This window comes from Prosthecobacter sp. (assembly GCF_044222345.1).
GTDB lineage: Bacteria > Verrucomicrobiota > Verrucomicrobiia > Verrucomicrobiales > Verrucomicrobiaceae > Prosthecobacter.
Window position 1 is genome coordinate 13,051 of the sequence record NZ_JBGANL010000053.1, and the last position, 22,587, is coordinate 35,637.

The 22,587-nt window shown below is 60.8% G+C and carries 18 protein-coding genes; 9 read left to right on the plus strand and 9 right to left on the minus strand.

Annotated elements, in window-relative coordinates; all coding sequences use genetic code 11:
- The first annotated feature begins 101 nt into the window (after positions 1-101).
- From ACILSL_RS21830 to ACILSL_RS21840, 3 genes are all read left to right on the plus strand, one after another.
- Entirely contained in the window at positions 102-1,127 is a 1,026-nt protein-coding gene (locus tag ACILSL_RS21830) for a methyltransferase (RefSeq protein WP_395734184.1), read from the plus strand.
- A 52-nt stretch (positions 1,128-1,179) separates the two neighbouring features.
- Positions 1,180-1,704, plus strand: a complete 525-nt coding sequence (locus tag ACILSL_RS21835) for a hypothetical protein (protein WP_395734185.1) — start codon at positions 1,180-1,182, stop codon at positions 1,702-1,704.
- 173 nt (positions 1,705-1,877) lie between these two features.
- Positions 1,878-2,477 carry a hypothetical protein gene (locus tag ACILSL_RS21840; protein ID WP_395734186.1) on the plus strand — a complete coding sequence of 200 codons (600 nt, stop codon included), beginning with the start codon at positions 1,878-1,880 and terminating at the stop codon, positions 2,475-2,477.
- Here ACILSL_RS21840 and ACILSL_RS21845 read toward each other — a convergent pair whose 3' ends face one another.
- From ACILSL_RS21845 to ACILSL_RS21855, 3 genes are read right to left on the minus strand one after another with little or no spacing between them, the layout of a single operon-like run.
- Positions 2,478-3,572, minus strand: a complete 1,095-nt coding sequence (locus tag ACILSL_RS21845) for an iron-containing alcohol dehydrogenase (protein ID WP_395734187.1) — start codon at positions 3,570-3,572, stop codon at positions 2,478-2,480.
- A gap of 19 nt (positions 3,573-3,591) precedes the next feature.
- Positions 3,592-4,881, minus strand: a complete 1,290-nt coding sequence (locus tag ACILSL_RS21850; RefSeq protein WP_395734188.1) for a class I SAM-dependent RNA methyltransferase — start codon at positions 4,879-4,881, stop codon at positions 3,592-3,594.
- Between the two features lie 8 nt (positions 4,882-4,889).
- Positions 4,890-5,585, minus strand: a complete 696-nt coding sequence (locus tag ACILSL_RS21855; RefSeq protein ID WP_395734189.1) for an outer membrane lipoprotein-sorting protein — start codon at positions 5,583-5,585, stop codon at positions 4,890-4,892.
- Positions 5,586-5,641: 56 nt separating this feature from the next.
- Here ACILSL_RS21855 and ACILSL_RS21860 point away from each other — a divergent pair, with 56 nt between their 5' ends.
- The 3 genes from ACILSL_RS21860 to ACILSL_RS21870 are packed head-to-tail and all read left to right on the plus strand — an operon-like array spanning position 5,642 to position 8,897.
- Entirely contained in the window at positions 5,642-7,129 is a 1,488-nt protein-coding gene (locus ACILSL_RS21860; RefSeq protein ID WP_395734190.1) for an ArnT family glycosyltransferase, read from the plus strand.
- Between the two features lie 16 nt (positions 7,130-7,145).
- On the plus strand, positions 7,146-7,862 hold the full coding sequence (locus tag ACILSL_RS21865; RefSeq protein ID WP_395734191.1) for a glycosyltransferase family 2 protein: 717 nt from the start codon (positions 7,146-7,148) through the stop codon (positions 7,860-7,862).
- Positions 7,863-7,922: 60 nt separating this feature from the next.
- Positions 7,923-8,897, plus strand: a complete 975-nt coding sequence (locus ACILSL_RS21870) for a hypothetical protein (protein WP_395734192.1) — start codon at positions 7,923-7,925, stop codon at positions 8,895-8,897.
- 105 nt (positions 8,898-9,002) lie between these two features.
- Here the strand turns inward: ACILSL_RS21870 and ACILSL_RS21875 are convergent, their stop codons facing one another.
- Complete coding sequence (locus tag ACILSL_RS21875) at positions 9,003-9,140, minus strand: hypothetical protein (protein ID WP_395734193.1); 138 nt, start codon at positions 9,138-9,140, stop codon at positions 9,003-9,005.
- 154 nt (positions 9,141-9,294) lie between these two features.
- Between ACILSL_RS21875 and ACILSL_RS21880 the strand changes: the two genes are divergently transcribed.
- The gene (locus ACILSL_RS21880; protein WP_395734194.1) at positions 9,295-10,380 is read left to right on the plus strand and encodes a sugar phosphate isomerase/epimerase family protein; all 1,086 of its coding nucleotides are present in this window, start codon (positions 9,295-9,297) and stop codon (positions 10,378-10,380) included.
- Positions 10,381-10,496: 116 nt separating this feature from the next.
- On the plus strand, positions 10,497-12,650 hold the full coding sequence (locus ACILSL_RS21885; RefSeq protein WP_395734195.1) for a RecQ family ATP-dependent DNA helicase: 2,154 nt from the start codon (positions 10,497-10,499) through the stop codon (positions 12,648-12,650).
- Between the two features lie 189 nt (positions 12,651-12,839).
- Here the strand turns inward: ACILSL_RS21885 and ACILSL_RS21890 are convergent, their stop codons facing one another.
- From ACILSL_RS21890 to ACILSL_RS21900, 3 genes are read right to left on the minus strand one after another with little or no spacing between them, the layout of a single operon-like run.
- A complete protein-coding gene (locus ACILSL_RS21890; protein ID WP_395734196.1) occupies positions 12,840-13,289 on the minus strand; it encodes a hypothetical protein in 450 nt (149 codons plus the stop codon).
- A 43-nt stretch (positions 13,290-13,332) separates the two neighbouring features.
- Positions 13,333-15,018 (minus strand): hypothetical protein, encoded by a 1,686-nt coding sequence (locus ACILSL_RS21895; RefSeq protein ID WP_395734197.1) that lies wholly within the window; start codon positions 15,016-15,018, stop codon positions 13,333-13,335.
- Positions 15,019-15,042: 24 nt separating this feature from the next.
- The gene (locus ACILSL_RS21900) at positions 15,043-17,754 is read right to left on the minus strand and encodes a hypothetical protein (protein WP_395734198.1); all 2,712 of its coding nucleotides are present in this window, start codon (positions 17,752-17,754) and stop codon (positions 15,043-15,045) included.
- Positions 17,755-17,914: 160 nt separating this feature from the next.
- On the opposite strand from ACILSL_RS21900, the gene ACILSL_RS21905 reads away from it, so the two are divergent.
- Positions 17,915-18,283 (plus strand): cupin domain-containing protein, encoded by a 369-nt coding sequence (locus tag ACILSL_RS21905; protein ID WP_395734199.1) that lies wholly within the window; start codon positions 17,915-17,917, stop codon positions 18,281-18,283.
- A gap of 106 nt (positions 18,284-18,389) precedes the next feature.
- On the opposite strand, the gene ACILSL_RS21910 is transcribed toward ACILSL_RS21905, so the two are convergent.
- Together ACILSL_RS21910 and ACILSL_RS21915 are read right to left on the minus strand one after the other, a co-directional pair.
- Complete coding sequence (locus ACILSL_RS21910) at positions 18,390-21,467, minus strand: PSD1 and planctomycete cytochrome C domain-containing protein (RefSeq protein WP_395734200.1); 3,078 nt, start codon at positions 21,465-21,467, stop codon at positions 18,390-18,392.
- Positions 21,468-21,509: 42 nt separating this feature from the next.
- Positions 21,510-22,472 (minus strand): phosphatidate cytidylyltransferase, encoded by a 963-nt coding sequence (locus tag ACILSL_RS21915; protein ID WP_395734201.1) that lies wholly within the window; start codon positions 22,470-22,472, stop codon positions 21,510-21,512.
- Positions 22,473-22,587: the final 115 nt, after the last annotated feature.

The window sequence follows — 22,587 nt, forward strand, 5'->3', positions numbered from 1 at the left end:
GCTGTCAGGAGATGGGAGGCAAGTCAACGGGCGGCGTGGGCGAAGTCTTTTTTCATTTCTTTCGTTTCTTTCGGCCTCGCACTGGGAAACTTTGCCTGACCATGCCTCACGACCTTACCTCCGCGCCTGCCACAGATCCGACCAGCATTTACCGTTATCGTGATTGCCTGTATGGGGCGGACATGGTGACGGCGGCGCTGAGCGTGGACTTCTTCACGTGGCTGTCGGCGAATCCGTCATCGCTGGCGGGGATCTGCGGGCACTTTGGATTTACGGAGAGACCGGCGGATACGATGATGACGTTGTTTGCGGCGAATGGGTGGGTGGTGAATGTGGATGGAGTGTTTGAAACGACGGAGGTGGCGCGGGAGTTTCTATGCGCGGGGCCGGTGTGGGATGTGAGGCCGTATTTTGCCTCGCTGCATGACCGGCCGATCGCGCGGGACTTTTTGGAAGTGCTGAGGACGGACAAGCCGGCGGGATGGAGTGGAGACAAGAAGGCTTTTGACTGGCACAAGGCGATGGAGCAGGAGGACTTTGCGCGGAAGTTTACGGCGGCGATGGACTGCCGAGGGGTTTTGCTCTCGCAGGCCTTGGCGAAGAAGCTGGATCTGCGCGGACGCAGCTGTGTGCTGGACATTGGAGCGGGCTCGGGCGTTTACGGTTGTGCAATCACGGCGGAGCACAAGCACATGAAGGCGATCGCGTTTGATCAAGCGCCGGTGGACCGCATCGCGGGCAAGTTGATTGAGGAGCGTGGCTGCGCGGAACGCGTGAGTGTGGCGACAGGGAACATGTTTGAGGGCATGCCTGCAGGATGTGATGTGCATCTTTTTTCCAATGTGCTGCATGACTGGGGTGTGCCGGAAGTGAAGAAGCTGCTGGCGGTTTCTCATGCCGCTCTGCCTGCGGGCGGACTGCTCATCATTCATGATGCCTTCATCAATGCAGACAAAACGGGACCGCTGCATGTGGCGGAGTATTCATGCCTGCTGATGCATGCCACGCAGGGAAAATGCTACAGCACGAGCGAGTATGCGGAGATGCTTGAAGAGGCGGGATTCACGCCGGGCGAGTATCATGACACCATCATTGCGCGTGGATTCATGACGGCGATTCGACGTTAAAAATTAAATTGTGCAAAGAAACTGACTTGTCGTATCGTCTCAGTGTTCGCTTATGAAATTAATCACTCTGCTTTCTGTACTCGCTCTCAGTGCATCTCTTCGCGCTGAGACCACACTTACCATGACCGGCGTGCATAACTGCTGCGGCAGCTGCGCCAAGGGGATCACCAAGGCTGGCAGCATCGGAGAAGGTGTCACGGTGACCGTTCCTGACAAGGGCACGACCGTGACGATCGTTTCCAAGAAGAAGGGCGATGCGAAGAAGGCCGCCGAGGCGATCATCGCTGCGGGCTACTATGGAAAAATCGAAGGCGAGGAATCCAACGCGAAGACCGCCAGCAAGCCAGCGGCTGCCGCGAAGCCCGAAGCCAAGATGACGAAGGCCACCGTTTCCGGCGTGCATCTCTGCTGCAAGAAGTGCGAAGTCGCCGCTGCTAATGCGGTGAAGACTGTTTCTGGCATCACGAAGAGCGACATCGTCGCGAAGGCCACCTCATTCACTGTCGAAGGCGAGTTCACGAAATCCGAACTGACCGCCGCCCTCAATGCCGCTGGCTTCGCCGGCGTCATCCAATAACTACCGCAACCAACAACGAGCGGGGCCGGGGTTTGCGAAAGCAGCCCCGGCTTTCTTTTTGTCTGGGAAAGCGGACTGAGACGGGCAACCGGGACGAATGCGCGACATTCCCGCCAGCGCGGCTTCGACAAGGGGCTTGACGATTGGACTTGGAACGTGGTTTTATCCTGGCTATGAACCAGAAAATTCTATGGATGTGCCTCATTAGTTTGATTAGTGCGAGTTTGAATGTTGTCGGGCAGCAGCCGGATAAAGCTGCCAAGGAGAAGATGGAGAAAAAATATCCTTCTCTGCATATCCAGGCCAAAGTCGGCAAGCGAAACACTCCGGTCCCAGGATCGTCCTACATGATGACGATGACCATGACCCCGGAGATTATCATCGAGAGTGCCAAAACTCAGCCCATGGCTTCGGCTTCAGCCACCTTCCTGCTGATAACGAGTGATACTTCGGCCAAATATCGGCGCGGCGAAGAAGAGCTCATCATTGCGACAACGGAGACGCAGGGCATCCCTGCGGTGGCCAAAGGTTCGCGTCGCAGCATTGAATTCAAAGCTTTGTCGACGCGCTATGATTCGGACCGTGACAGCAGCAATATCGGCGGGCAGGAGTACAAGTATTACATCATGGCTGTGTTTGCTGATGACAATCAGTTCCTCCATTTTGAGACCAACTGCCCTGAGCTGTCGAGGCATCTGCAAGCCCATCCCGATTTGCGGGTGAAGTTTCTTGGGATGAAGCCGAGGGAGACGTTCAAGACGAATTTTAAGTGATCACAATGCCTCGCGCAGGATCGCGACCAGTTCCTCATGCGTGAGGGAGACGGGGTTTGCTTTCATGCTGCTGGCGGCTGCGGCTTTGCGGGCGATCTCGGGGAGATCGGATTCTTGAATGCCCCAGTGGCTTAGCTTGGGAATGTGGAGACGCTGGGTGAGAGCGTGGAGCCAGGGGATGGCGGAGCCGCCGAGCATGGCGTCGACTTGATTGAACTTGGTGCGGTCTTGGACGCGTGTGGAGTTGGCTTCCCAGACGGGTGCGAGGAGGGCGGCGCAGACGGCGCCGTGGGGGGCGTGGAACATGCCGCCGATGGGAGCGGCGAAGCCGTGGACGGCACCGAGTCCGGCGTTGGCGAGGGCGATGCCGCTGTTGAGGGCGCAAAGGGCCATGTCTTCACGGGCTTCGAGGTCGTGGCCGTTTTGGAAGGCGCGTTCCAGAGAGAGAATGGCGCGCTGGATTCCATCGAGGCAGAGAGCGTCGGTCATGGGCTGGGCGCGGGAGCAGACGAAGGCTTCGAGACACTGCGTGAGTGCATCCATGCCGCTGGCTGCGGTGACATTGGGAGGGACATCGGCTGCGAGTTCGGGATCAATGAGCGCGATGCGCGGCAGCATGGAGATGTGGCGCAGGCTGGCTTTGACGCGGTGCTGGGTGCTGGCGATGACGGCGTTGCGGGTGGCTTCGGCTCCGGTGCCGGCGGTGGTGGGGACGGCGATGTAGGGCAACGGGGCTGCCTCAAGAGGTTTGCCTTCACCGATGACTTCGATGTAGCGCATCAAATCACCGGGCTGGGTGCACATGGCGGCGATGGCCTTGCCGGCATCGACGACGCTGCCGCCGCCGATGGCGACGATGACATCGGCGTTGTGCTGTCTGGCTAGAGAGACGCCGGTGGTGATGTCTTCAACGGTGGGTTCGCCGCGAACGGAGTGGATGCCGACGTGAGGCAGGCGCTCTGTCCATTGCTGGGGACGGCTGCCGGTGATGAGGAGGGGGCGCAGGCCGAAGCTGCGGCAGAGCTCTGGGAGCTCGCGAAAGACGCCGCGGCCGAAGATGATGCGCTGGGCGGTAGCGAATTCGAAGCGGTTCATGGGCGCAGCGCGTGTGAGGTCAGGCGGCGGCGGGGAGTTCTGTTTCTTCGGCCGGAACTTCTGCGGCAGCGGGAGGCTGGGCTGCGTATGCAGCAGGATCGCGGCTCAGGGTCATGACGCATTCGAGGTGCTTGGTCTGCGGGAAGAGATCGAAGGGCTGAACGGTGCCGAGTTTGAAGCCGGCCTCGGTGAAGAGGACGAGATCCCGCATTTGGGTGGCGGGATTGCAGGAGATGTAGACGACGCCTTTGGGATTGAAGGCGAAGAGCTGCTGCAAGAACTCGGGGCTGCTGCCGGCGCGGGGTGGGTCGATGATCACCACGGTGTCGGCACCGGCATGCGGGACGTCTTTGAACACGTGCTGGGCATCAGCGGCGATGAAGCGGCAGTTGGTGAGGGAATTGATCTCGGCGTTGTGCGCGGCTTTTTTGACGGCGGTTTCGGAGATCTCGACGCCGATGACATTTTCGAAGTCGCGTGCGGCACTGATGGCGAAGAGGCCGCTGCCGCAGTAGGCATCGACGAGATGCTTTGCGCCGGTGGCTTTGGCTTCGTCGATGGCATGGCGGACGAACTTGGGCAGGATGAAGGGATTGTTCTGGAAGAAGTCACCGGCCTGGAATTCGAAGCGGACGCCGTCCACGTCTTCAACGGCGATTTCATCGGGCCGGGTGAGGACGCCGTTGCTGGCGGCACGCATGAGCAGGGTGGCGCCGTTTTTGAATTCGGCGGAGTTTGCACGGGCGCGCTCGCGCACGGTGGCGAGCTGCGCATTGAGCTCGGGCATGGCGATGGGGCATTGCTCGACATCGACCATGGCATTGCGGGTGCGGGCGCGGAGGAAACCGATGGCACCGATGCCGCCTTCTTTCGGACGCTGGAAGTGAGGCGTGATCTTGGAGCGGTAGCCGTATTGAACGGGCGAGGGGATCACCGGGCGGACGGGGTGCTCGATTTTCGCCATGTGCTTGAGCAGCTCGGCGACCTGACGCTGCTTGGAGAGCAACTGCTCCTCATAGGAGAGGTGCTGGTACTGGCAGCCGCCGCACTGGCTGAACAAGGAGCACTGTGGAGTGACGCGGTTCGGTGAGGGCTCGATGACAGAGACGAAATCGGCCTCGCTGTAGTTCTTGTGATTGCGGAAGACGCGGCACTTCACGAGCTCCCCGGCTAGCGTGAAGGGAACGAAGACGACCCAGCCATCGACACGGGCGACTCCCGCCCCTTCGTTGGTGAGACTTTCGATGCGGACGTCCAGCTCCTGGTGATAGGCGAAGGGATGGGGGGTGAATTTGCGCGGCGGTTGCATGCGGTGCGTTAATTATTCTTCACTGGATCATCCAGCTTCATGTAGGTGCGGCCAATGACTTCGCCGTTGGCGGGATTGATGGACTCGATCCGCAGCTCCTTGAGGGTGGTGGCTCCTTCCACTTTCTGCACCTTGGTCACCTGGTATTTTTTCACGATTTTGCTCGTGCGATCAAAAGCCGCCATCTTGGCCGCGCCGCCGCTGCCCTGATGCACCCAGAGATCCACGGCGTAATAGGGACCCTGGCTGCTTGGGTTGGTGACACGCACGATCCAGCATTTCTGGCCGCTGACACGGTCTTCGCCCATGAGCTGGGGGCGTGGCCAGTAGAGGAAGGCGAGGGAGAGATCCTCGTAATTGAACTCCATGCCACGGACTTTGCTGCCATGCTGGCTGTTTGGCACCACGGAGGAGCCGCCCTGGCGCACCTGATAGAGAGTGGCTGGGGAGGTGTTCATATCCAGGTGGACGATCTCAGGCGGCGGGTTTTTAAAAAGGAAGCGCATGACCTTGTCCTGCATGGTGAGCGTGAGGGGCTCTGAGCGGCCGGAGGTGTCGTCACGAAGTTCGCCGGTCATCTTGTAGTTTTGCAGGGCGTAGCTGTTCTGCACGATGCGAATGATTTCCTCGGCAGTTTTCGGCTGGGCATCCTCGGCACGCAGCATGGAGGCGAGAAGCAGCGGGAGCAGGAAGAGACGTTTCATAAGAGTGGGGTGGATTGGAGACGACACTTTGACATGCGGACGGCGTCCTCTATTCAATGCGCTCTACCACCATGCAGCGCCAGCGCTTTCTCTTTGCCGCCCTGGGCCTGCTCACGCTCTGGCGCTGGGCGCTGCTGCCGACGCTGGAACTCGCACCGGAGGAGGCGCTGGCGGTTTTCTGCGGCCAACATGGGCTGTGGGGCAGTTTTTTTGAGATCGGACCGCTGGTGCCGCTTGTTGTGAAACTGGGCATGCTGATCGGAGGAGCGGGTGAATTTGGGGTGAGGTTCTTTGCGCCGTTGCTGGCGCTGGTGGCTTCGTTGCTGATCTGGCGGCTGGCGCGTGACTTGTTTGATGAGCAGATCGCGGGCTGGGCGGTGGTGATCGTGAATGTGCTGCCTGCCTTCAACCTTGCGGCTGTCACGCTGACGCCGGGGACACTGGCCTGCGTGCTGGTGCCAGCGGCGGCGCTGTGTGTGCGCAGCGCGCTGCTGAAGGCGGAGGTGAAGCACCGGGCGTGGTGGGCTGCCGGGGCGTGCGTGGCGGGCACGGCGCTGGCGCAGCCGCCTGCACTGGCCACGATGGCGGCGGTGATGTGTGTCTTGGGTCTGTCCGGGCAGCTGCGGCATCACCTGCATAGTTCGGGATTCAAAGGGATCCTGGCTGCATGGTCTGTGGTAGTGCTGGGCTGGCTGATCTGGCAGGGCGGGCATGGCTGGCCGGCGTTTGCCGCGTGGCACTGCCTGCCTGAGTGGCGGGTGATTCCGAATCTGCTGCGCTGGATTGTGCTGGCCTCGCCTCTGCTGCTGGTGCTTTTCGCGCTGGCGGTGCGTACGGGATTTACGAGCGGCATGCTGCAGACCCACCGCAGCCTGCTCCTGGCGATGCTGCTGCCGCTGGCGGGGACCGACTTCTTTTACGGTCCGCATGAGATCTGGCCGGACACGGGGGGCGTGGTGTGGATGCTCTTTGCTGCGATGCTTCTGGCGCATCGCAGCACAGTGGCCCGGACGGGGGTGATCGAGCAGAAGATCAGCCTGCGCACCATCACGATTGTGCTGGCCGCGCTGCAGAGCGCCTTTCTGCTGCAAACGGACCTGCCGCGAACGCTGGGGCTGACGTGGCGATTTTCACGGAGTGCAGGTGGTGTGAGTGATTTTGCTCATGCATTCAGCGGCGACCCGTCCAAGACGATGCGTGGCTGGAGGGAGAGCGCCCGAGTCGTCTCTGGGGTGCTGGAGCAGGCGGGAGGGGCGGGGGCGTGGTTTGTATTGGCGGGTGACTGGGCGCTTGCGGTGGAGCTCGACCACTATCTTGGACAGGGGCTGACGGTGCAGTCGCCAGCCAGTGATCTGAGTGGGTTTGCCGGGCGAAGTGCGCTTTTTGTGACGGAGGACCGGGGAGCCGGGGGGCTGCCAGATGCACTGAAAAAGAGGTTTCAGCGCACTGAATTGCTCTCGGTGGCGCGTGTGATGCATGCGGGGAATGAGGTGCGCTGGCTGAAAATCTTCGCTTGCCACGATTATCGAGCGCCCGACTTTTGACGCCCTTTTCGCTTCCATGCCCTCCTCACCCGCCATTTCCGTCGTCGTGCCGCTCTATAATGAGGAGGACAATGTCGTGGAGATGCAGCAGCAGATCGACAAGGTCCTGGGAGGCCGGGATTACGAACTGGTGCTGGTGGATGACGGATCGAAGGATCAGACCCTCGCGCGGGTGCAGCGTGGAGAGCGGGTGCGGGTGATCGTGTTTGAAAAGAACAGCGGACAGAGCGCTGCCATGCATGCAGGCATCAATGCAGCGGCAGGGGATGTGATTGTTACTTTGGATGGTGATCTGCAAAACGACCCTGCGGACATCCCTGCGATGATCGCGAAGCTGGATGAGGACGGCGGCTATGATCTGGTGTGCGGTTACCGTGCGAAGCGCAAGGACACGACGTTCAAGCGGCTGCAGAGCCGCATCGCCAATTTTGTGAGATCCCGCTTTGTGGGTGATCATGTGCGTGACACGGGCTGCACGCTGAAGGTGATGCGCCGCGACTGCCGGGAGGCGCTGCTGCTCTTCAACGGCATGCACCGCTTCATTCCCGCGCTGATCCGCAACATGGGGTGGCGCGTGACTGAAATGCCGGTGAACCACCGCGCGCGCATCCATGGCGTGAGCAAGTATGGCTTTGGCAACCGAGCGCTGCGTGCGACGATGGACATGTTTGGCGTGCGCTGGCTGAACAGCCGGCGCACCCGGTATGTGATTCGTGAGGAGCGGCGCGGCTGATGCGTTTCTGTTGTTGACGAGACAACCGCTTCGCAGCCATGCTGTGACACAGCACCAAGGATGAACCTACGCGAACAACTGCGACTACTGCTGCCCGAAATCCTTCCGCATGATCCTGCGGACTCGATCAAGGGCACCGAACTCATCCGTCTTGTGCGCCTGCGCCTCGGAGACGGCTACAGCGACGCCACGCTGCGCTACCATTTTTCCATCCTCAGCTACGATCCGACGTCGCCCATCGCGAAGGTGGATCAGGGCCAGGGGTACTACCAGCGGCAGAAAAAAACGCTGAGCGGCAGCAATGGTGTCAGCCGCCAGGGGCTGTTCGACAGCGAGCTGGGCGAGAGCGATCAGTGCTGGTCGCGGTATCTGAGGATGGTGGCCATCTATGAGCGGCTGTGCCTGCAGCGCTCGCGTTATCCGTTCCTGCTGAACCTCAACAGCAGCGGGACTCCGAGCATGGAGGGGGAATGGGATATTCCCGATCTGGTGGTGGCGGACTGGGATCTGGACACGGGCAGCGATGATGCGCCGCGGTTTGACGCGGCGATGCTGGACCTGCGCCGCCATCTGGGAGGCCCGGAAGTGGGGCTGGCCGGGGTGCAGCTGAAGCTGAGCGTGGCGCCAGATACTTTTAGTGCGGACTTTTTTCAGGCGCTGAGCGCCACACGGTGGACGCTGCAGAGCGAGATCGTGATCGCGGAAGGGCTGAATGACGAGGCGCTGGTGGATGCGCTGCGCAGCCTGGGGCATCAGTTTGGCGTGGGCATCAGCAGCCTGGGTATTCCGCTGACCGTGCTGGATGACCTGCCCTCGGCGAAGGAGTTGCGCGCGATGAGCACCGCGGAATTTGAGGCGGTGCACAATCTGCTGCGGATTCAGAAGATCACGCTGCCGACATCGCGTCCGACGCTGGACTGGGCTGCGCTGAACACGCTGCGGAAGAAGCATGACTCGGTGGCGGACCTGGTGAGGTGGCTGTCCGAGTGCCTGGCGAAGCGGCAGCCGGAGTGGGTGGGCGGGGTGTTGAGGTGAAGCAGAGTTTGATACGGAGGTCAGGCATGGCCCATTATTCAGGCAATGAAAGACAGCCCTGAGCCAGACTCCTCTGAGAAGCGACTTCGGTTTGGATGTGGTTTCTTATTTGGTGGTTTTATCGGCTTTGTCTTCGCTTTGCGAGAGATCGCGGCCTTTAGCGGGAACTTTTGGGCGTTTGTCGCAGGCATTGCTCTTCTCTTTGGCTTTCTCGCCATGCGTAAAGGAGACGAGTTCTGGCATGGCTTGGCTGACTGGCTTCGATGGTGGTGAATGCGGACCGGCTTGATGAAGCCCATCCTCCCAAATCTAAATACGTGAATGGTTGTTTCGGCAGGAAGCTTGCTGATTAAGTGCGAGAAATGATTTCCTTTTGATGCACGTTCACTGAAGCCGCATGAACCGACGCACGTTTCTCACCTCTGCTGCTGCCTTTGCCGCCGCGCTGCCTGTCTCGGCTGCCTTGCATGGGAAGAAGATGGGCATCGTGATTCATTCGTACTGGAAGCGGTGGCAGGGGAAGTATTCGGATATCAAATACCCGGCGTTTGAGCATGCGCTGGATGTGCTGGATCATGTGCGGGATCTCGGGGTGGGCTCGTTGCAAACGCTGGTGGGTGGGTGGACGAGCGAGTTTGCGGGGAAGGTGCGCGCGACCTGTGAATCTTATGGCATGAAGCTGGAGGGCAGCATTGCGCTGCCGAAGAATGAGAATGATGTGGCGCGCTTTGAACAGGAGGTGCGGATCGCCAAGGAGGCAGGAGCGGTGATTTTTCGCTCGGCGACGGGAGGGCGGCGCTATGAGCTTTTTTCCAGCCTGGAGGAGTTCAAGCATTGGAAGGAGGGCGCATTTAAGTCGATGCAGCTTGCGGAGCCTGTGGCCAGGCGGCAGAAGGTGAGGATTGGCATTGAGAATCACAAGGATTTCCATGCGGCGGAACTCGCGGAGGTGCTGGGGCGTCTGAGCAGCCCGCACATGGGGGCGTGTGTCGATACGGGCAACAGCATCGCGCTGCTGGAAGATCCGATGGTGGTGGTGGAGACGCTGGCGCCCTATGCGGTGACCACGCACATCAAGGACATGGCGGTGCAGGAGACGGCGACGGGGTTTCTGCTTTCCGAGGTGCCGCTAGGCGAGGGGATTCTGGATCTGCCGAAGATGTTTGCCTTGTTTGAGAAGTACAACCCGGAGGTGAACTACCTGCTGGAGATGATCACGCGTGATCCGCTGGACATTCCGTGTCTCAAACCGGGGTACTGGGCTACCTTTCCGGAGAAGCCCGGCACGGAACTGGCGAGGACGCTGACGATGGTGCGTGAGCGGAGGGCGGAAAAGCTGCCCAAGACCACGGGGCTGCATCTGGAGGCGGCGCTCGAGTTTGAAGAGTCCAACATTGTGAAGTGTCTGCGCGTGGCGGGGGACACGTATGGGTTTACGCCTTCGCTGAAGCCGAAATCGGCGGTGAAGAAGGACGAGCATTGAGTGGCCGCAAAGAGGCGCAAAAAGTGGCAAAAATAAGAGGGGAGTCTGGATCTTCTTTTTGTTAATTTTTGTGGGTTCTTGCGGGCCATCCTTGCCGCATGCATGATGCGTGGTCCGTGTCCGAACTTCTTCCAACTGCCGCCTCCACTCCCATTCACGACGCCAAGATGGCGTTGCAGAAGTATTTTGGGTTTCGCGAGTTTCTGGACGGTCAGGAAACGGTGATGGCGAGCATCCTGAGCGGGCGTGACACGATGGTGATCATGCCCACGGGGGGCGGGAAATCATTGTGCTATCAGCTTCCTGCGATGGTGATGGACGGGGTGACGGTGGTGGTGAGTCCGCTGATTGCCCTGATGAAGGACCAGGTGGATGCGCTGGGCCGGCGTGGCATTCCCGCCACGCTGATCAACAGCTCGATCTCGCTGGGAGAGCAGCAGGAGCGGATCGACGCGCTGCGGCGTGGAGACTACAAGCTGGTGTATGTGGCGCCGGAGCGGTTTCGCAGCCGTGCGTTTACGAATGCGCTGCGGCAGGTGCAGATTTCTTTGGTGGCAGTGGATGAGGCGCACTGTCTTTCGCAGTGGGGGCATGATTTCCGCCCTGACTACATGCGGCTGGGCGAGGCGCTGGCGCAGCTGGACCGGCCGCAGGTAGTGGCCCTGACCGCGACGGCTACGCCGGAGGTGAGGGAGGACATTTTGCAGACGCTCGCGCTGCGTGATCCGTTTGTGACGATCCGTGGGTTTGAACGCCCGAACCTGAGCCTGAACATCGTTCATACGAAATCGAACTCGGACAAGTATGACCGGCTGAGGAAGATCATCACGCAGTTCAAGACGGGGATCATCTACTGCTCCACGCGCAAACGCGTGGAGGAGGTGGGCGAGGAGCTGCGTTCGTGGAAACTCAAGGTGATCGAATACCATGGCGGACTCGATGACAAGGAGCGTGAGTCGCGGCAGACGAAGTTCATCACGAAGAAGGCCGATGTGGCCGTGGCGACGAACGCGTTTGGCATGGGGATCGACCGCTCAGACGTGCGGTTTGTGGTGCACTTTGATGTGCCCGGAAGCGTGGAGGCCTACTACCAGGAGGCAGGGCGTGCGGGCCGTGACGGGGAGCCTTCGCAGTGTGACCTGTTTTTCAATTTTGCCGACACGAAGACGCAGGAGTTTTTCATCGATGGAAACAACCCTAGCGTGGACATCATCCGCAATGTGTATCAGACGCTGCTGAATGCGGCGGACTCGAACCACGAGGTGCAGGCTTCGATTGATGACATCACGGAGCGATCCGGCGCGAAGAACAGCATGGCGATTGGCTCGGCGCTGAGTTTCCTAAACCGGAACGACTACATCGAACGTTTTGACATTCCTGGCAAACGCATCCGAGGCACGCGGCTGCTGCAGCCGAACGTGCTGACGCGTGATTTGAAGTTTGACGTGGAGGCTTTGAGGGAGAAAGACCGCCGTGACCGCTCGAAGCTCAAGGCGATGGTGGAGCTCTGCTATGATGACAAGGCCTGCCGGCAGGAGCAGATTTTGCGCTACTTTGGCGAGAGCGAAAGCACGCCCTGCGGCAGCTGCGATGTGTGCCGGGCGGAAGGGGTGCAGCCGCCGCGTGAAGGAGGGGCGGATGAAGTCACGATGCTGCGGCAGGCGCTGAGCGGGATTGCGCGAATGTCGGTCAAGCTCGCGGATGGCACCTGGGAGGGGCGCTTTGGGAAAGGGCGCATCATCCAGATGCTGGTGGGCAGCAAGTCGAAGGAGATCGTGGACGCGGGGCATGACCAGCTCACGACCTATGGGCTGCTGAAGGATGTGGGGACGCATGCGCTGCACCCGCTGTTTGCTGAAATTGAAAAGCTCGGGCTCATTGAGACGAGCGGTGGTGAATACCCCAAGGTCACGCTGACCGCACGTGGAGCGGAGGTGATGAAGAAAGGGCTGAACGTGAAGATGCGCTGGCCTTCGATGCATGCGCCGGTGACGAAGCCGAAGGGCAAGACGGCGATGAACGAGGAGCTGGCCGCGCGTGAGCTTGGGTTTGATGATGCGCTGTTTGAGAAGCTCAAGCGGCACCGCAGCACTCTGGCAGAATCCGAAGGTGTGCCGCCTTATATCATTTTCAGCAATCAGACGCTGGAGTTCATGACGCGACTGAAGCCGAAGACGATTGAGGCGGGGCTCAAGATTCGCGGGGTGGGCGAGAAGAAGGCGAAGGAGTATCTGCCGGACTTCATCCAGATCATCAAGAAACACGGGTGACGCTGCTTTGCGGCCAAGAGCGTGCGGGTACAAAACTAATCCCCTCACCCCAGCCCTTTGACTTCGTCTATCTCCGCTGCGCTCCGGTTCCCCGAAGCAAAATATTTGCTGTCATTGTGTGCCAGGGGCGGGGAGAGGGAGAACCGCTTTTGGTGGACGCAAAATATTGATAACACCAAGCTGGCCGGATCAGTAGCGCATCACAGGGCGCTTCAGGATGCGCGCCTTGCGAATGATGTCGGCTGGATGCTCCGGAGTGCCGCGATCCATGAAGTTTTCGATGCTGCGAGAGGCATCGAGGATGGAGCGGACCTGGCCGCCGACGGTGGGGGCGGGATTGAGGTAGTCGTCGATACCCGCCACCGCCTTGTATACGACGGACATTTCGACCACGAAGATGTCGTCCAAGCGGTAGAATTCGCTGCCGGTGAGGAGGCCGGAACCTGTCTGGCCGGTGGGGGATGCGGGTGAGGCGGGGCGCAGGGTTTTGTAGAGACGGGCGCGGCTGACGGGGAATTCGAGGCTGTGCAAGCGGCGCTCATACACCTGACGGCGACCGTATTCATCACGCGGCAGTGTGCTGCAACCTGCGGTGGTGATGATGAGCAGAAGTAGCAGGAATGCGTGACGGAGGTTCATGCTCTGAACGTGACCCCGTCATGCAACGAATCAACTGCGGTCTTCACTCAGACTTTGCCGCGGTGTTGAAGGGCGTGGCGTCGCTGATGCCGGACAAGGCAGTGAGCGACTGGTGGAGTGCGGTGCCGGCAGGAAGTTTGGCGAGAGCTGCTGTCAATGCGGTCTGCGCAGCTCCACCTTCAGGATGCTGAAGTGTGGTGGTGGCGAGAGCGAGGACATCGCTGACAGCGGGATGGGGTGAAGACTCGATGAGAAGCTGCTGCGCACGATGGGCGGCTGGAATGTCATCAATCTGGATGGCGAGAGCGGCGATGAGGCGCAGTGTGGCTGCATCAAGCTGAGCAGCAGGAATGGACTGAAGGGTGCGCAAGGACTGGGAAGGCTGCGCTGCGGAGGCTTGCAACCTGGCGAGCTGCTGCAACGCGGTGACGTCGTCGGGGAAGCGTTTGAGGAAGCCCTCCCACAGCATGGGTGCGGAGGATTCGCCGCGCAGCATGATGTCGAGCTGGGTGAGCAGGCGCCAGCCGGTGCGGTCATCGGGAGAAGACTGGAGGTGGGTGGCCAGCAGGGCACGAGCGGCGGCGGGTGCATCGCCGTCTGCCAGCGCCTGTGCCAGCTGAACCGGGGAGAAGCGGCCATGCAGGCTGGCAAACACCTCGGTGAGCTCCTTGCCACGCCCGATCTGGGTGGCCAGAGCGTGCAAGCGGGCCAACACGTGGGTTTCACCGATGGCGGCGAGACGGAAGTAGAGCTCGCAGGCGATGCTGGTCTGATGATTGAGATCGGCGATGCTGGCGCCTTCGTTGAGCCAACGGCGATATTCTGGGTCGATAGCTGCTGCTGAAGCGAGCTCTTTTAGCGAGCGCTTGTGGTCTGGGCAGGTGCGCAACTGGAGCTCGATCCAAGGCAGGAGTTCAGCGGATTCTCCTGCGGCCCGGGTGGCATGGAGCGCCCGCTGCAGGAGGCGCGGCGGGAGGGGGGCTGCGGGTTTCAAGGCAGGCAGAGAATCGAGCGCGACACGGGAGGCCTCGGCATAGCGGGTGCTTTCGAGCAGAAGGGTGCTCTGGAGATCGAGGGCAGCTTCGCGTTCGGCCTCAGTGAGGCGCGGAGGCGTGGCACCGAGCCACTCATTCACGACTCGCAAGGCAGTCGCCGGACGCCGTGAGGTGCGGGCAGCTTCGGTGAGGTTCAGCACATTCTGCCAGGTGGCGGCGGGAAAGTCGCACACACGCTCATGGATTTCGACGGCCAGGATGCGTTCGTGGGTCGCCATAGCTTGAGAGGCGAGCAGTTCGAGGGCTTCGATCTTATGGGGTTCTTCGATGCGGTCGCCGGAGGCGGAGACGAGGAGGCGGCTGTCGTCGATGAGCGGTGCGTCGGTGCGCGTGAGTTCGACAAACAGCAGCGCTGTGTTCAGCGGGCAGGGCGTAGGGAGCGGGCCCTGCTGGACCGTAAGCTGACGCAGACGCTGTTCAGGTGCGGCCTTCAGCCAGGTGTGGAGCGCTTCCAATGCAAGATCCGGCAGCAGAGCGAGCTGAAACACGGCGGGCTGCTGCAGGTGCCTGGGGACACGGGCGAGGCTGGAGGCGATGGCAGTGCGGGTGGAGTCCAGCAGCGGGTTTTCCTTGGGGGGAGCCGGATCATTTGCAAGCAGGCGCCAGCCCCAGGCGATGGCGAGCATGGTGTAGGAAAAAATGATGAGGGAAGCCTGGCGGGAGCTGCGTGACATGAGGGCTCGGAAAAGAGGAGGTGATCAGCGCATGGCCGCGTGCGCGGCGGGCGGCAAGGACTGGAGGGAGACGGTGGAACGGCAGGCGACTTCGAGGTGAACGATGCCCTGAGCGTCTGCGTGCGCGGTGTATGGGCGGCCGTTTTCGAGATAGGCACACTGGCCGCGCGCCTCGAAACCACCGAGCACGATTTCCACGGGACGGAGATCACACACCTGAAAGGTGGCGCGGCCTGCGGTCAGCTCAAAGAATGAAACTGCCGTGCTGCACTCCGCGAGATGGATGTGCTGCGCCGGTTTGTTTTTGGTGAGCACGAGCTCGGTGCGCGCACAGCCCATGGTGTGGATGTAGAGCTGGTCCTGGTGCACCTTGTAGCCTGAAACTCCCTGGCAGCGTGCCATGTCAGGCAGGCCGGCGGAGGCGGGCAGGCGGAGGGTGCGGCAGTCACCGGCGTTCAGGATGATCCAATGATCCGCAGCGGCACGCAGGATGCGGGTGTGCCGGGCATCGCGCACGCTCGCGGCATACGCGGCGGCGGTCATGGCATGCAGCGGTTGTTCGGAGCAGGCAGCGAAGGTTTTTTCGAGTGAAGCAAGGCCTGCTGCGGTGCGCACATCTGCGAATGCACAGCGAAGGGCGAGGGGCTCCATGCGGAGAGGCGTGCGGGAGCCTGAGGGGCTGGAGATGGGATCAAAACTGGATGTCGCCGGAAGGCTCTCAACGCGCATGGCGCGGCAGTAGTCCAAAGCTTCAGGAGAGGGGGATGCGCTGGCGGGCCAGAGCATGAGGCTGACGTGCTTGCCCATTGGGAGCAGGCGGCGATGGATGTAGCTCATGGAGCCGGCGATCTCGCGCTCCATGTCGTGCCGGGTGGTTTTGGCGCGGTCGTTGAGCCTGCTGGTGATGTCGATGCCAGCGGTCCATTGGGAGGGGCGTGAGAAGGAGTTCGAAGCTGCCTGAACCTGCAGCAATTCAAAAATGCTGCGGGCGACGTGTTCAAGTCGTTCGGCTTCGCCGGACTTCTGGCCGGGCAGCCAGGCGCGCATTTCGGCTTCACAAACGGAAACCGTGACGGGCAGAAGATTGCGGCCAAGAATGCGGTCCCGCATGACCTCGGAGCACAGAGGGAAACCGGGAAGGGTGGAAGGGGTGGAGAAGCCGGTGCTGTCGATATGGCTGTAAAAGACCCGGCGGCCGGTGCGTGTGGTGGTGTCCGGCACTGGGAAGCTGCGGTCTGTGCCGAGCCATTGAGTGAGGAAGGCGGGGAGATCGAGCTGTGAAGAGGCGGCCTGAGCAGCCGGATCAATCCATGCACCGCCCCAGCTGGTGAGGAAGGCCTGATCAAAGCGGTGTCCAGTGCCCATGGCATCCTGGCCATAGAGGCCCAGCACGATGTGGGAGTCTGCGGGGGCGGCGAGATCGAGAAAACCGAGCGAGCGCGAGGTGATCTTGGTGTTCACGCGCAGCATGGAGGAATCCATGGCGACGATGTTTGTTTTGACGAGGCGTGTGGCGGGCTTGGCGCTGCCACTGAGGCCGAGATGCTGCAGGGCGAGGCGGCGTGCAGCGTCATCTGTCCATGGCATGCCGGTAAGAAGCAGAGGGATTTTCCGGGCACGCAGAGATGGCAGCCAAGCTGCCAGGGCCGTTTGTTGTTCAACGCTGAGGACAAGGGTGGAGTCGAGGATGACGGCGGCGAAATCGTGGTCTGCCGGGAGGAAGCTGGTGCCAGTGGCATTGCGAAAATCGAGTTCACAGCCCAGCCATTCCAAGGACTGACGCAGGAGGCGTGAGGTGAGGGTGGCTGCGGTGGGGGAGGATTTTTCACCGACATGCTTTTCATCCCAGCCATGCAGCACCAGCACGCGGCGGGAGACTTCTTCCAAAGGACCAAGATTGACTCCGGTGAGCGCCGGGGTGGTAATGAAGGGAACAGCGCCGAGGCTGGTGAGACGCTGAGCGGCCTCGCGGCAGGCGGTGCGGTCATCGGCAGAGGCATACTCCACGGCGAAAACGTGCAGGCCCTGCATCTGAACGGAGCGGATGAGGCGCGTAAGACGCTGTGTTTCCACGATGGGCATCCAGTCCGTGACGCCGTTTCTGCCTTCGCGGGTGTAAACGCCAAGGGCGAGGAAGCCATTGGCGACGTGAACGGCTTCAACGCCGAGGCCCAAGCGGAGATCGAGCAGGAGGTGCTTGTCCGGGTAACGCTGGCGAAGGGTGGCGGCGAGCGAAAGAACGGCGGAGCGTGCTGCTGGAGTGGTGGCTTCAGCGCCGAAGCTGAGGACAAAGCCGTCGAAGCCTTTCTTTGCCGCCGGATCGGCGAGGGCTTCGATCACCCAGGGGACCCATTGGGAATCTGTGGGATCGATGATGCGGGTCTGCTGGTCTGAGGCGGAAGGTTTGGAGGACAACTGGCGGGCTGCGCCCTGCATGGCGGCCCGTGTTCCGGTGTGGAAATGAGCGACGTCGAGCAGTGCGAAGTAGTTGTTTCCCAGGGCATGACCGGGCTCCATGTCGAGCTCGGCCTTGGGATTCAAAATGGAAAGGTCGAAGGCGGCGAGAGAGCGTGCATCAGGGCGCAGCGATTGATCGACGAACAGGCTGCGATAAGAGGGCAGATCCGACGCCATTCCCGTGATTCCCATCAGTCCCAAGAGACCCATGACGCGGAGTTTCGACAGCAGGCCGGATGAAGAGCGCGTGGACCGGGAGATGAGTGATGCGGAGTGCATGACAGGGTGCGTTGGGCTTCAAAACTGCGAACACTGTCACGATAGAGTTTCAATAATTGTAAGCAATGCTCTAAACATTGGTTTACAAACAACTTACCTCGCTGACAGAACTCAGAAATCTGTCGCCAAACTCGTCGTCATGGGAATCATGACAGGCATCATGAATGAATCTCCTATTCGCACGTTTGCCGAAGGCCTTTTGATCGACCAGGCCTGGGGAAAACTCACGTGGCTGGCTTCTCGTGAGATGGGGAACTCAAGCACGATGACCCTGGGGCATGTGATCATCCCAGCGGATCAAACGAACCCGCGCCATCGGCATCCGAATTGTGATGAGATTTTGCACCTGCTCAAGGGGCGGCTGGAGCACAGTCTTGGGGAGCAGAAGTTTGTGCTGAATCCAGGTGACACGATCTCGATTCCTGCGGGGCAGTGGCACAATGCGAGGGCGCTGGATGGGGTGGATGCGGAGATGGTGATCTGCTTTTCTTCGGCGGACCGGGAGACGGAGTTTGAGGGAGGAATTTGACCGCCCTTTCAGGACTCAGGAATGAACAATCGCGAAGCGATGCCGATAACCCAGGGCGTTGCCCTTGGCTGCGATAGACCGCACCTTTGGTGCTGGGGGATCAAACTCACCCCTTGGTCACCACTTCGTCGAGGTTCAGGACAAGGTTTGCGACCATGGTCCAGGCGGCGAGTTCGGTGGGGTTGAGTTTTTCGTCGGGCTTGGATTCACCGTAGGCGATGGCTTTTTTGGCTTCCTCGGGCTTGGCGGTGTAGGCGGCGAGCTGCTTCGTGAAGTCCTGGCGGATGATCTCGGCTTCTTGGGCGCTGGGGTAGCGGCCGGTGGCGGTGCGGAAGAGGGCGGTGATGCGGGCGTCGGTGCCGGACTGTGACTGCATGACGTGCTGGGCGAAGTTGCGGGAGGCTTCGAAGAACTGAATGTCGTTCATGAGGGTGAGCGCCTGAAGCGGAGTGTTGCTGCGTTCGCGGCGGAGGCAGTAGCTCTCGCGGTTCGGGGCGTCGAAGGCGGTCATGTTCGGCGGCGGGGCGGTGCGCTTCCAGAAGGTGTAGAGGCTGCGGCGGTAGAGAGATTCGCCGTGGTCCTGGATGTAGTTGCGGGTGTTGCTGCCGCCAAAGCCGACGGGCTCCCAAATGTTCTCGGGCTGGTAGGGTTTCACGCCTTTGCCGCCGATTTTGGGGCTGAGGAGGCCGGAGACGAAGAGGGCTTGATCACGCACGGCTTCTGCATCGAGGCGGAAGCGCGGACCACGTGCGAGCAGGCGGTTTTCCGGGTCTTTTTGCATCGCGAGGTCGGAGCATTGGGCGCTTTGCTGGTAGGTGTGGGAGGTGACGATCAAGCGGACGAAGGCTTTCATGTCCCAGCCGCTTTCGCGGAAGGTGACAGCGAGCCAGTCGAGGAGTTCAGGGTGGCTTGGGGGTTCGCCTTGGGAGCCGAAATCATTGCTCGTCTTCACCAGGCCGGTGCCGAAGAACTGCTGCCAGAGGCGATTGACCTGCACACGGGCGGTGAGCGGGTGCTGCGGGCTGACGAGCCATTTGGCGAGATCGAGACGTGTGTAGTCTGGCTGTGCGGGGAGCGGTGGGAAAATGGCCGGAGTGCCACGGGTGACCTTGTCCTTGGGCTTGTCGTACTGGCCGCGGTCCATCACGAAGCTGTCACGTTTTTGCGGCAGGTCCGCCATGACAAAAGTGGCGGGGATGACGTCATCCAAAGTCTTTTTCTGTGACTCGAGGGCGAGCTTTTCGGCGCGTGCGCCTTCGACCAGGCTACGTGCGCCCTGATACTCGTTTTCAAACCACCACTCCTTGAGTCGCGTGGCGTCTTTCTCGGACCATTCGGCAGGTTTTTTGCCACGCACGAGGGTTTGAAGGTCGTTGGGAAGTTCCGCGACACGCTTGCCCTGATTTTTTTCGATCCATTTGCTCCAGGACCACTGGGGGTCTTTGGCGGGATCGACACGGGAGGTCATGGCCAGACGGTCCCAATAAACGGTGCCGCCGAACTGGGTGAAGGCGTAGCCAGTGACCTTGATGCCCGGCTTGAGGCCCAGGCGCTCTGCGGGCACTTCGAGCTTCACCCACTCGCCTGCTTTGGGCAGTTCGCCCATTTGCACTTTCTCAGGCGTGCGCACCTGGCCGAAGGGAATCGCGCCTTCCTGACCCCAGACTGCGCGGTGGTTCCAACCGGCGGTGTGGAATTGGAGCATGATGGCCTTGGGAGGATTGGCGGGGTCGATGTAGCATTGCACACTGAGCTTGCCGTTCGGTGGGATGTCGAATTTTGCGCCGCTGGTGAAGTAGTCCTGCGCCACACCTGTGGCGGTGCGTTTGAGTGCGGTTGCGCCGCTGAAAACGGGGCCCTTGTCCTTGGTGACGAACTGGGTCGGTTCGCCTGCCACGCCGACCTTGGCACCCGCCGGGAAAGCGTCTTCAAACCACACAAGCTCGCTGTTTTGTACCGGTGGTGGCGGGGTTTGAGTGGCGGGATCGGTGTAGTTCAATGATTGGATCGTCGCGCGGATCTTTGTCTGTGCGGCGGCTATTTTTTGATCCAGCTCTGCGAGCTGTTTTTTCTGCTCGGCGGTGCTCAGCCGGAGGATGGGCGGGGTGAGGAGGATGTTGCCATCCATGGCGGGATCGGCGGTGCTGTTGAAGAAGGCGTAGAGGGAGTAGAACTCCTTCTGGGAGATGGGGTCGAACTTGTGATCATGGCACACGGCGCAGCCGGCGGTGAGGCCCATCCAGACGGCGACGGTGGAGTCCGCGCGGTCCACGGCATAGCGGAAGATGAACTCCTCATTGATGCTGCCGCCTTCGCTGGTGGTGACGTTGCAGCGGTTGAAGCCGGAGGCGATCTGCTGATCCACGGTGGCATTGGGCAGGAGATCGCCGGCGAGCTGCCAGATGGTGAACTGATCGTAGGGGAGGTTTTGGTTGAAGGCGCGAACCACCCAGTCGCGGTAGGGCCACATGCTGCGCTCGTTGTCGAGGTGCAGGCCGTGGGTGTCAGCATAGCGTGCGGCATCCAGCCAGAAGCGGCCCATGTGCTCGCCATAGCGTTCGGATTTCAGGAGGCGGGCGACGACTTTTTCATAGGCGTCGGGCGCGGTGTCGGCGATGAAGGCATCGATCTCGGCCAGCGTCGGCGGCAGGCCGGTGAGATCGAGTGTGACGCGGCGGATGAGGGTTTCCTTTGAGGCTGTGGGCGACGGGGACAGGCCTTCTTTGGCCAAGCGGTCCTGAATGAAGGCATCGATGCCGTTTTGAACCTGGCCTTTGACCGCTGGCGGTGCCGTTTTGACAGGCGCTTCGAAGGCCCAGTGTTTTTTGAACTCCGCTCCTTCCTTGATCCAGCGCTGCAGAATTTCCGCCTGGGCGGGGGTGATGTGCTTGTTTGACTCAGGGGGTGGCATCACCTCATCCTCGTCTTTGGTGAGGATGCGCTGGATGACGGAGCTTGCCTCGGGGCTGCCGGGCTTGATGGGGAACACGCCTTCGATGGCCTTGTAGGCGACTTCCGGGACATCGAGCCGCAGATCGGCCTTGCGCTTCTTCGCGTCAAAGCCGTGACAGGCGAAGCAGTTGTCGCTGAGAATGGGCCGGATGTCGCGGTTGAAGTCGAGCTTCGTCGCCGCAGATGCGGTGGCGGTCAGAGCGGCAGAAACGATGAAGGCACGGAAAAGCATGGGGGATGGAGTACGAAGCTCATGCAGCCGGGCTTTCCGGCGTCAGCGGCCAAAGAAATAGTTCGTGGCATGGAAGAACACCGGTGCGGCGAAGGCCAGCGAGTCCAGCCGATCCATAAAACCACCATGGCCGGCGATGGCCCCGCCCCAGTCCTTCACACCTCGATCGCGCTTGATGGCAGACATCACGAGTCCGCCGACGAAGCCCATAAGCACGATCAGGGCCGCCATGCCCGCGGCTTGCAGGGGTGAAAACGGAGTGGCCCAATAGAGCGCGGCACCGAGGGCCACGGTCGTCAGCCCGCCGCCAAGAAAACCTTCCCACGTTTTGCTGGGGCTGACGGTGGGGGCGATCTTGTGTTTGCCGCAGATTTTGCCCCAAACGTACTGCATCACATCGCTCATTTCGACGACGGTGATGAACCAGAAAAGGAGCTTGGCCCGCTGATGAGGCCAGTGAGGAAGATCCACCCAGAGGATCGCCGGGGCATAGCTGATGCAATAGACGCAGATCATGAGGCCCCACTGAATTTTAGCGGTGCGTTCAAGGAAGTTTTCGCAGTCGCCGGCCAGCGCAGAGCGAATGGGCACGAACAGGAAGGCATAGACCGGGATGAGAATGAGAAACATGATGTACCACTGCGTAGCCAGAAAGTAGTAGTGCAGCGGGGTGATGATGAAGAAGACCCAGAAGAGGGTCCGGTGGTCTGCCGGCTTTGTGGGTGTGAGGGTGATGAACTCACGCAGGGCCATGAAGGAGCTGAAGAGAAACATCACCGCCGTGCCCACCGGCCCCACGGCCAGTGCTCCGGCAAATACGGCCACCATGCTCCACCAAGCCTTGGTGCGTGCGTTCAGGTTGGCCACGGTGACCTTGGCGGAGTCTGATGCCGCGCCTTTAGCCAGCCGACAGCCGATGACTGAAGCGAGGATGAGCAGGCCTAGTGTGCCTCCGAGGAGGTAAAGGAGCGCCGGGTCGCTTTGAGAGCCGAAGAGATGCATCATCAAGCCAAGCAATAGCATGTTTTTACGGCAAGCGGCTAGAAATATCCACTGGTGGTTCCTCCGAGGGCAGCGGGTTTAACAGCGCAGTTTGCCATTTGAGCGCCACTTTCCTGCC

Bases quoted from the DNA above. Each gene is read 5' to 3' on its own strand.
- ACILSL_RS21830 (WP_395734184.1), top strand. From the start codon at position 102: ATGCCTCACGACCTTACCTCCGCGCCTGCCACAGATCCGACCAGCATT.
- ACILSL_RS21835 (WP_395734185.1), top strand. From the start codon at position 1,180: ATGAAATTAATCACTCTGCTTTCTGTACTCGCTCTCAGTGCATCTCTT.
- ACILSL_RS21875 (WP_395734193.1), bottom strand. From the start codon at position 9,140: ATGCCAGAACTCGTCTCCTTTACGCATGGCGAGAAAGCCAAAGAGAAG.
- ACILSL_RS21900 (WP_395734198.1), bottom strand. From the start codon at position 17,754: ATGCACTCCGCATCACTCATCTCCCGGTCCACGCGCTCTTCATCCGGC.
- ACILSL_RS21880 (WP_395734194.1), top strand. From the start codon at position 9,295: ATGAACCGACGCACGTTTCTCACCTCTGCTGCTGCCTTTGCCGCCGCG.
- ACILSL_RS21870 (WP_395734192.1), top strand. From the start codon at position 7,923: ATGAACCTACGCGAACAACTGCGACTACTGCTGCCCGAAATCCTTCCG.
- ACILSL_RS21905 (WP_395734199.1), top strand. From the start codon at position 17,915: ATGAATGAATCTCCTATTCGCACGTTTGCCGAAGGCCTTTTGATCGAC.
- ACILSL_RS21845 (WP_395734187.1), bottom strand. From the start codon at position 3,572: ATGAACCGCTTCGAATTCGCTACCGCCCAGCGCATCATCTTCGGCCGC.
- ACILSL_RS21890 (WP_395734196.1), bottom strand. From the start codon at position 13,289: ATGAACCTCCGTCACGCATTCCTGCTACTTCTGCTCATCATCACCACC.
- ACILSL_RS21855 (WP_395734189.1), bottom strand. From the start codon at position 5,585: ATGAAACGTCTCTTCCTGCTCCCGCTGCTTCTCGCCTCCATGCTGCGT.
- ACILSL_RS21915 (WP_395734201.1), bottom strand. From the start codon at position 22,472: ATGATGCATCTCTTCGGCTCTCAAAGCGACCCGGCGCTCCTTTACCTC.
- ACILSL_RS21840 (WP_395734186.1), top strand. From the start codon at position 1,878: ATGAACCAGAAAATTCTATGGATGTGCCTCATTAGTTTGATTAGTGCG.
- ACILSL_RS21865 (WP_395734191.1), top strand. From the start codon at position 7,146: ATGCCCTCCTCACCCGCCATTTCCGTCGTCGTGCCGCTCTATAATGAG.
- ACILSL_RS21895 (WP_395734197.1), bottom strand. From the start codon at position 15,018: ATGTCACGCAGCTCCCGCCAGGCTTCCCTCATCATTTTTTCCTACACC.
- ACILSL_RS21910 (WP_395734200.1), bottom strand. From the start codon at position 21,467: ATGCTTTTCCGTGCCTTCATCGTTTCTGCCGCTCTGACCGCCACCGCA.
- ACILSL_RS21850 (WP_395734188.1), bottom strand. From the start codon at position 4,881: ATGCAACCGCCGCGCAAATTCACCCCCCATCCCTTCGCCTATCACCAG.
- ACILSL_RS21860 (WP_395734190.1), top strand. From the start codon at position 5,642: ATGCGCTCTACCACCATGCAGCGCCAGCGCTTTCTCTTTGCCGCCCTG.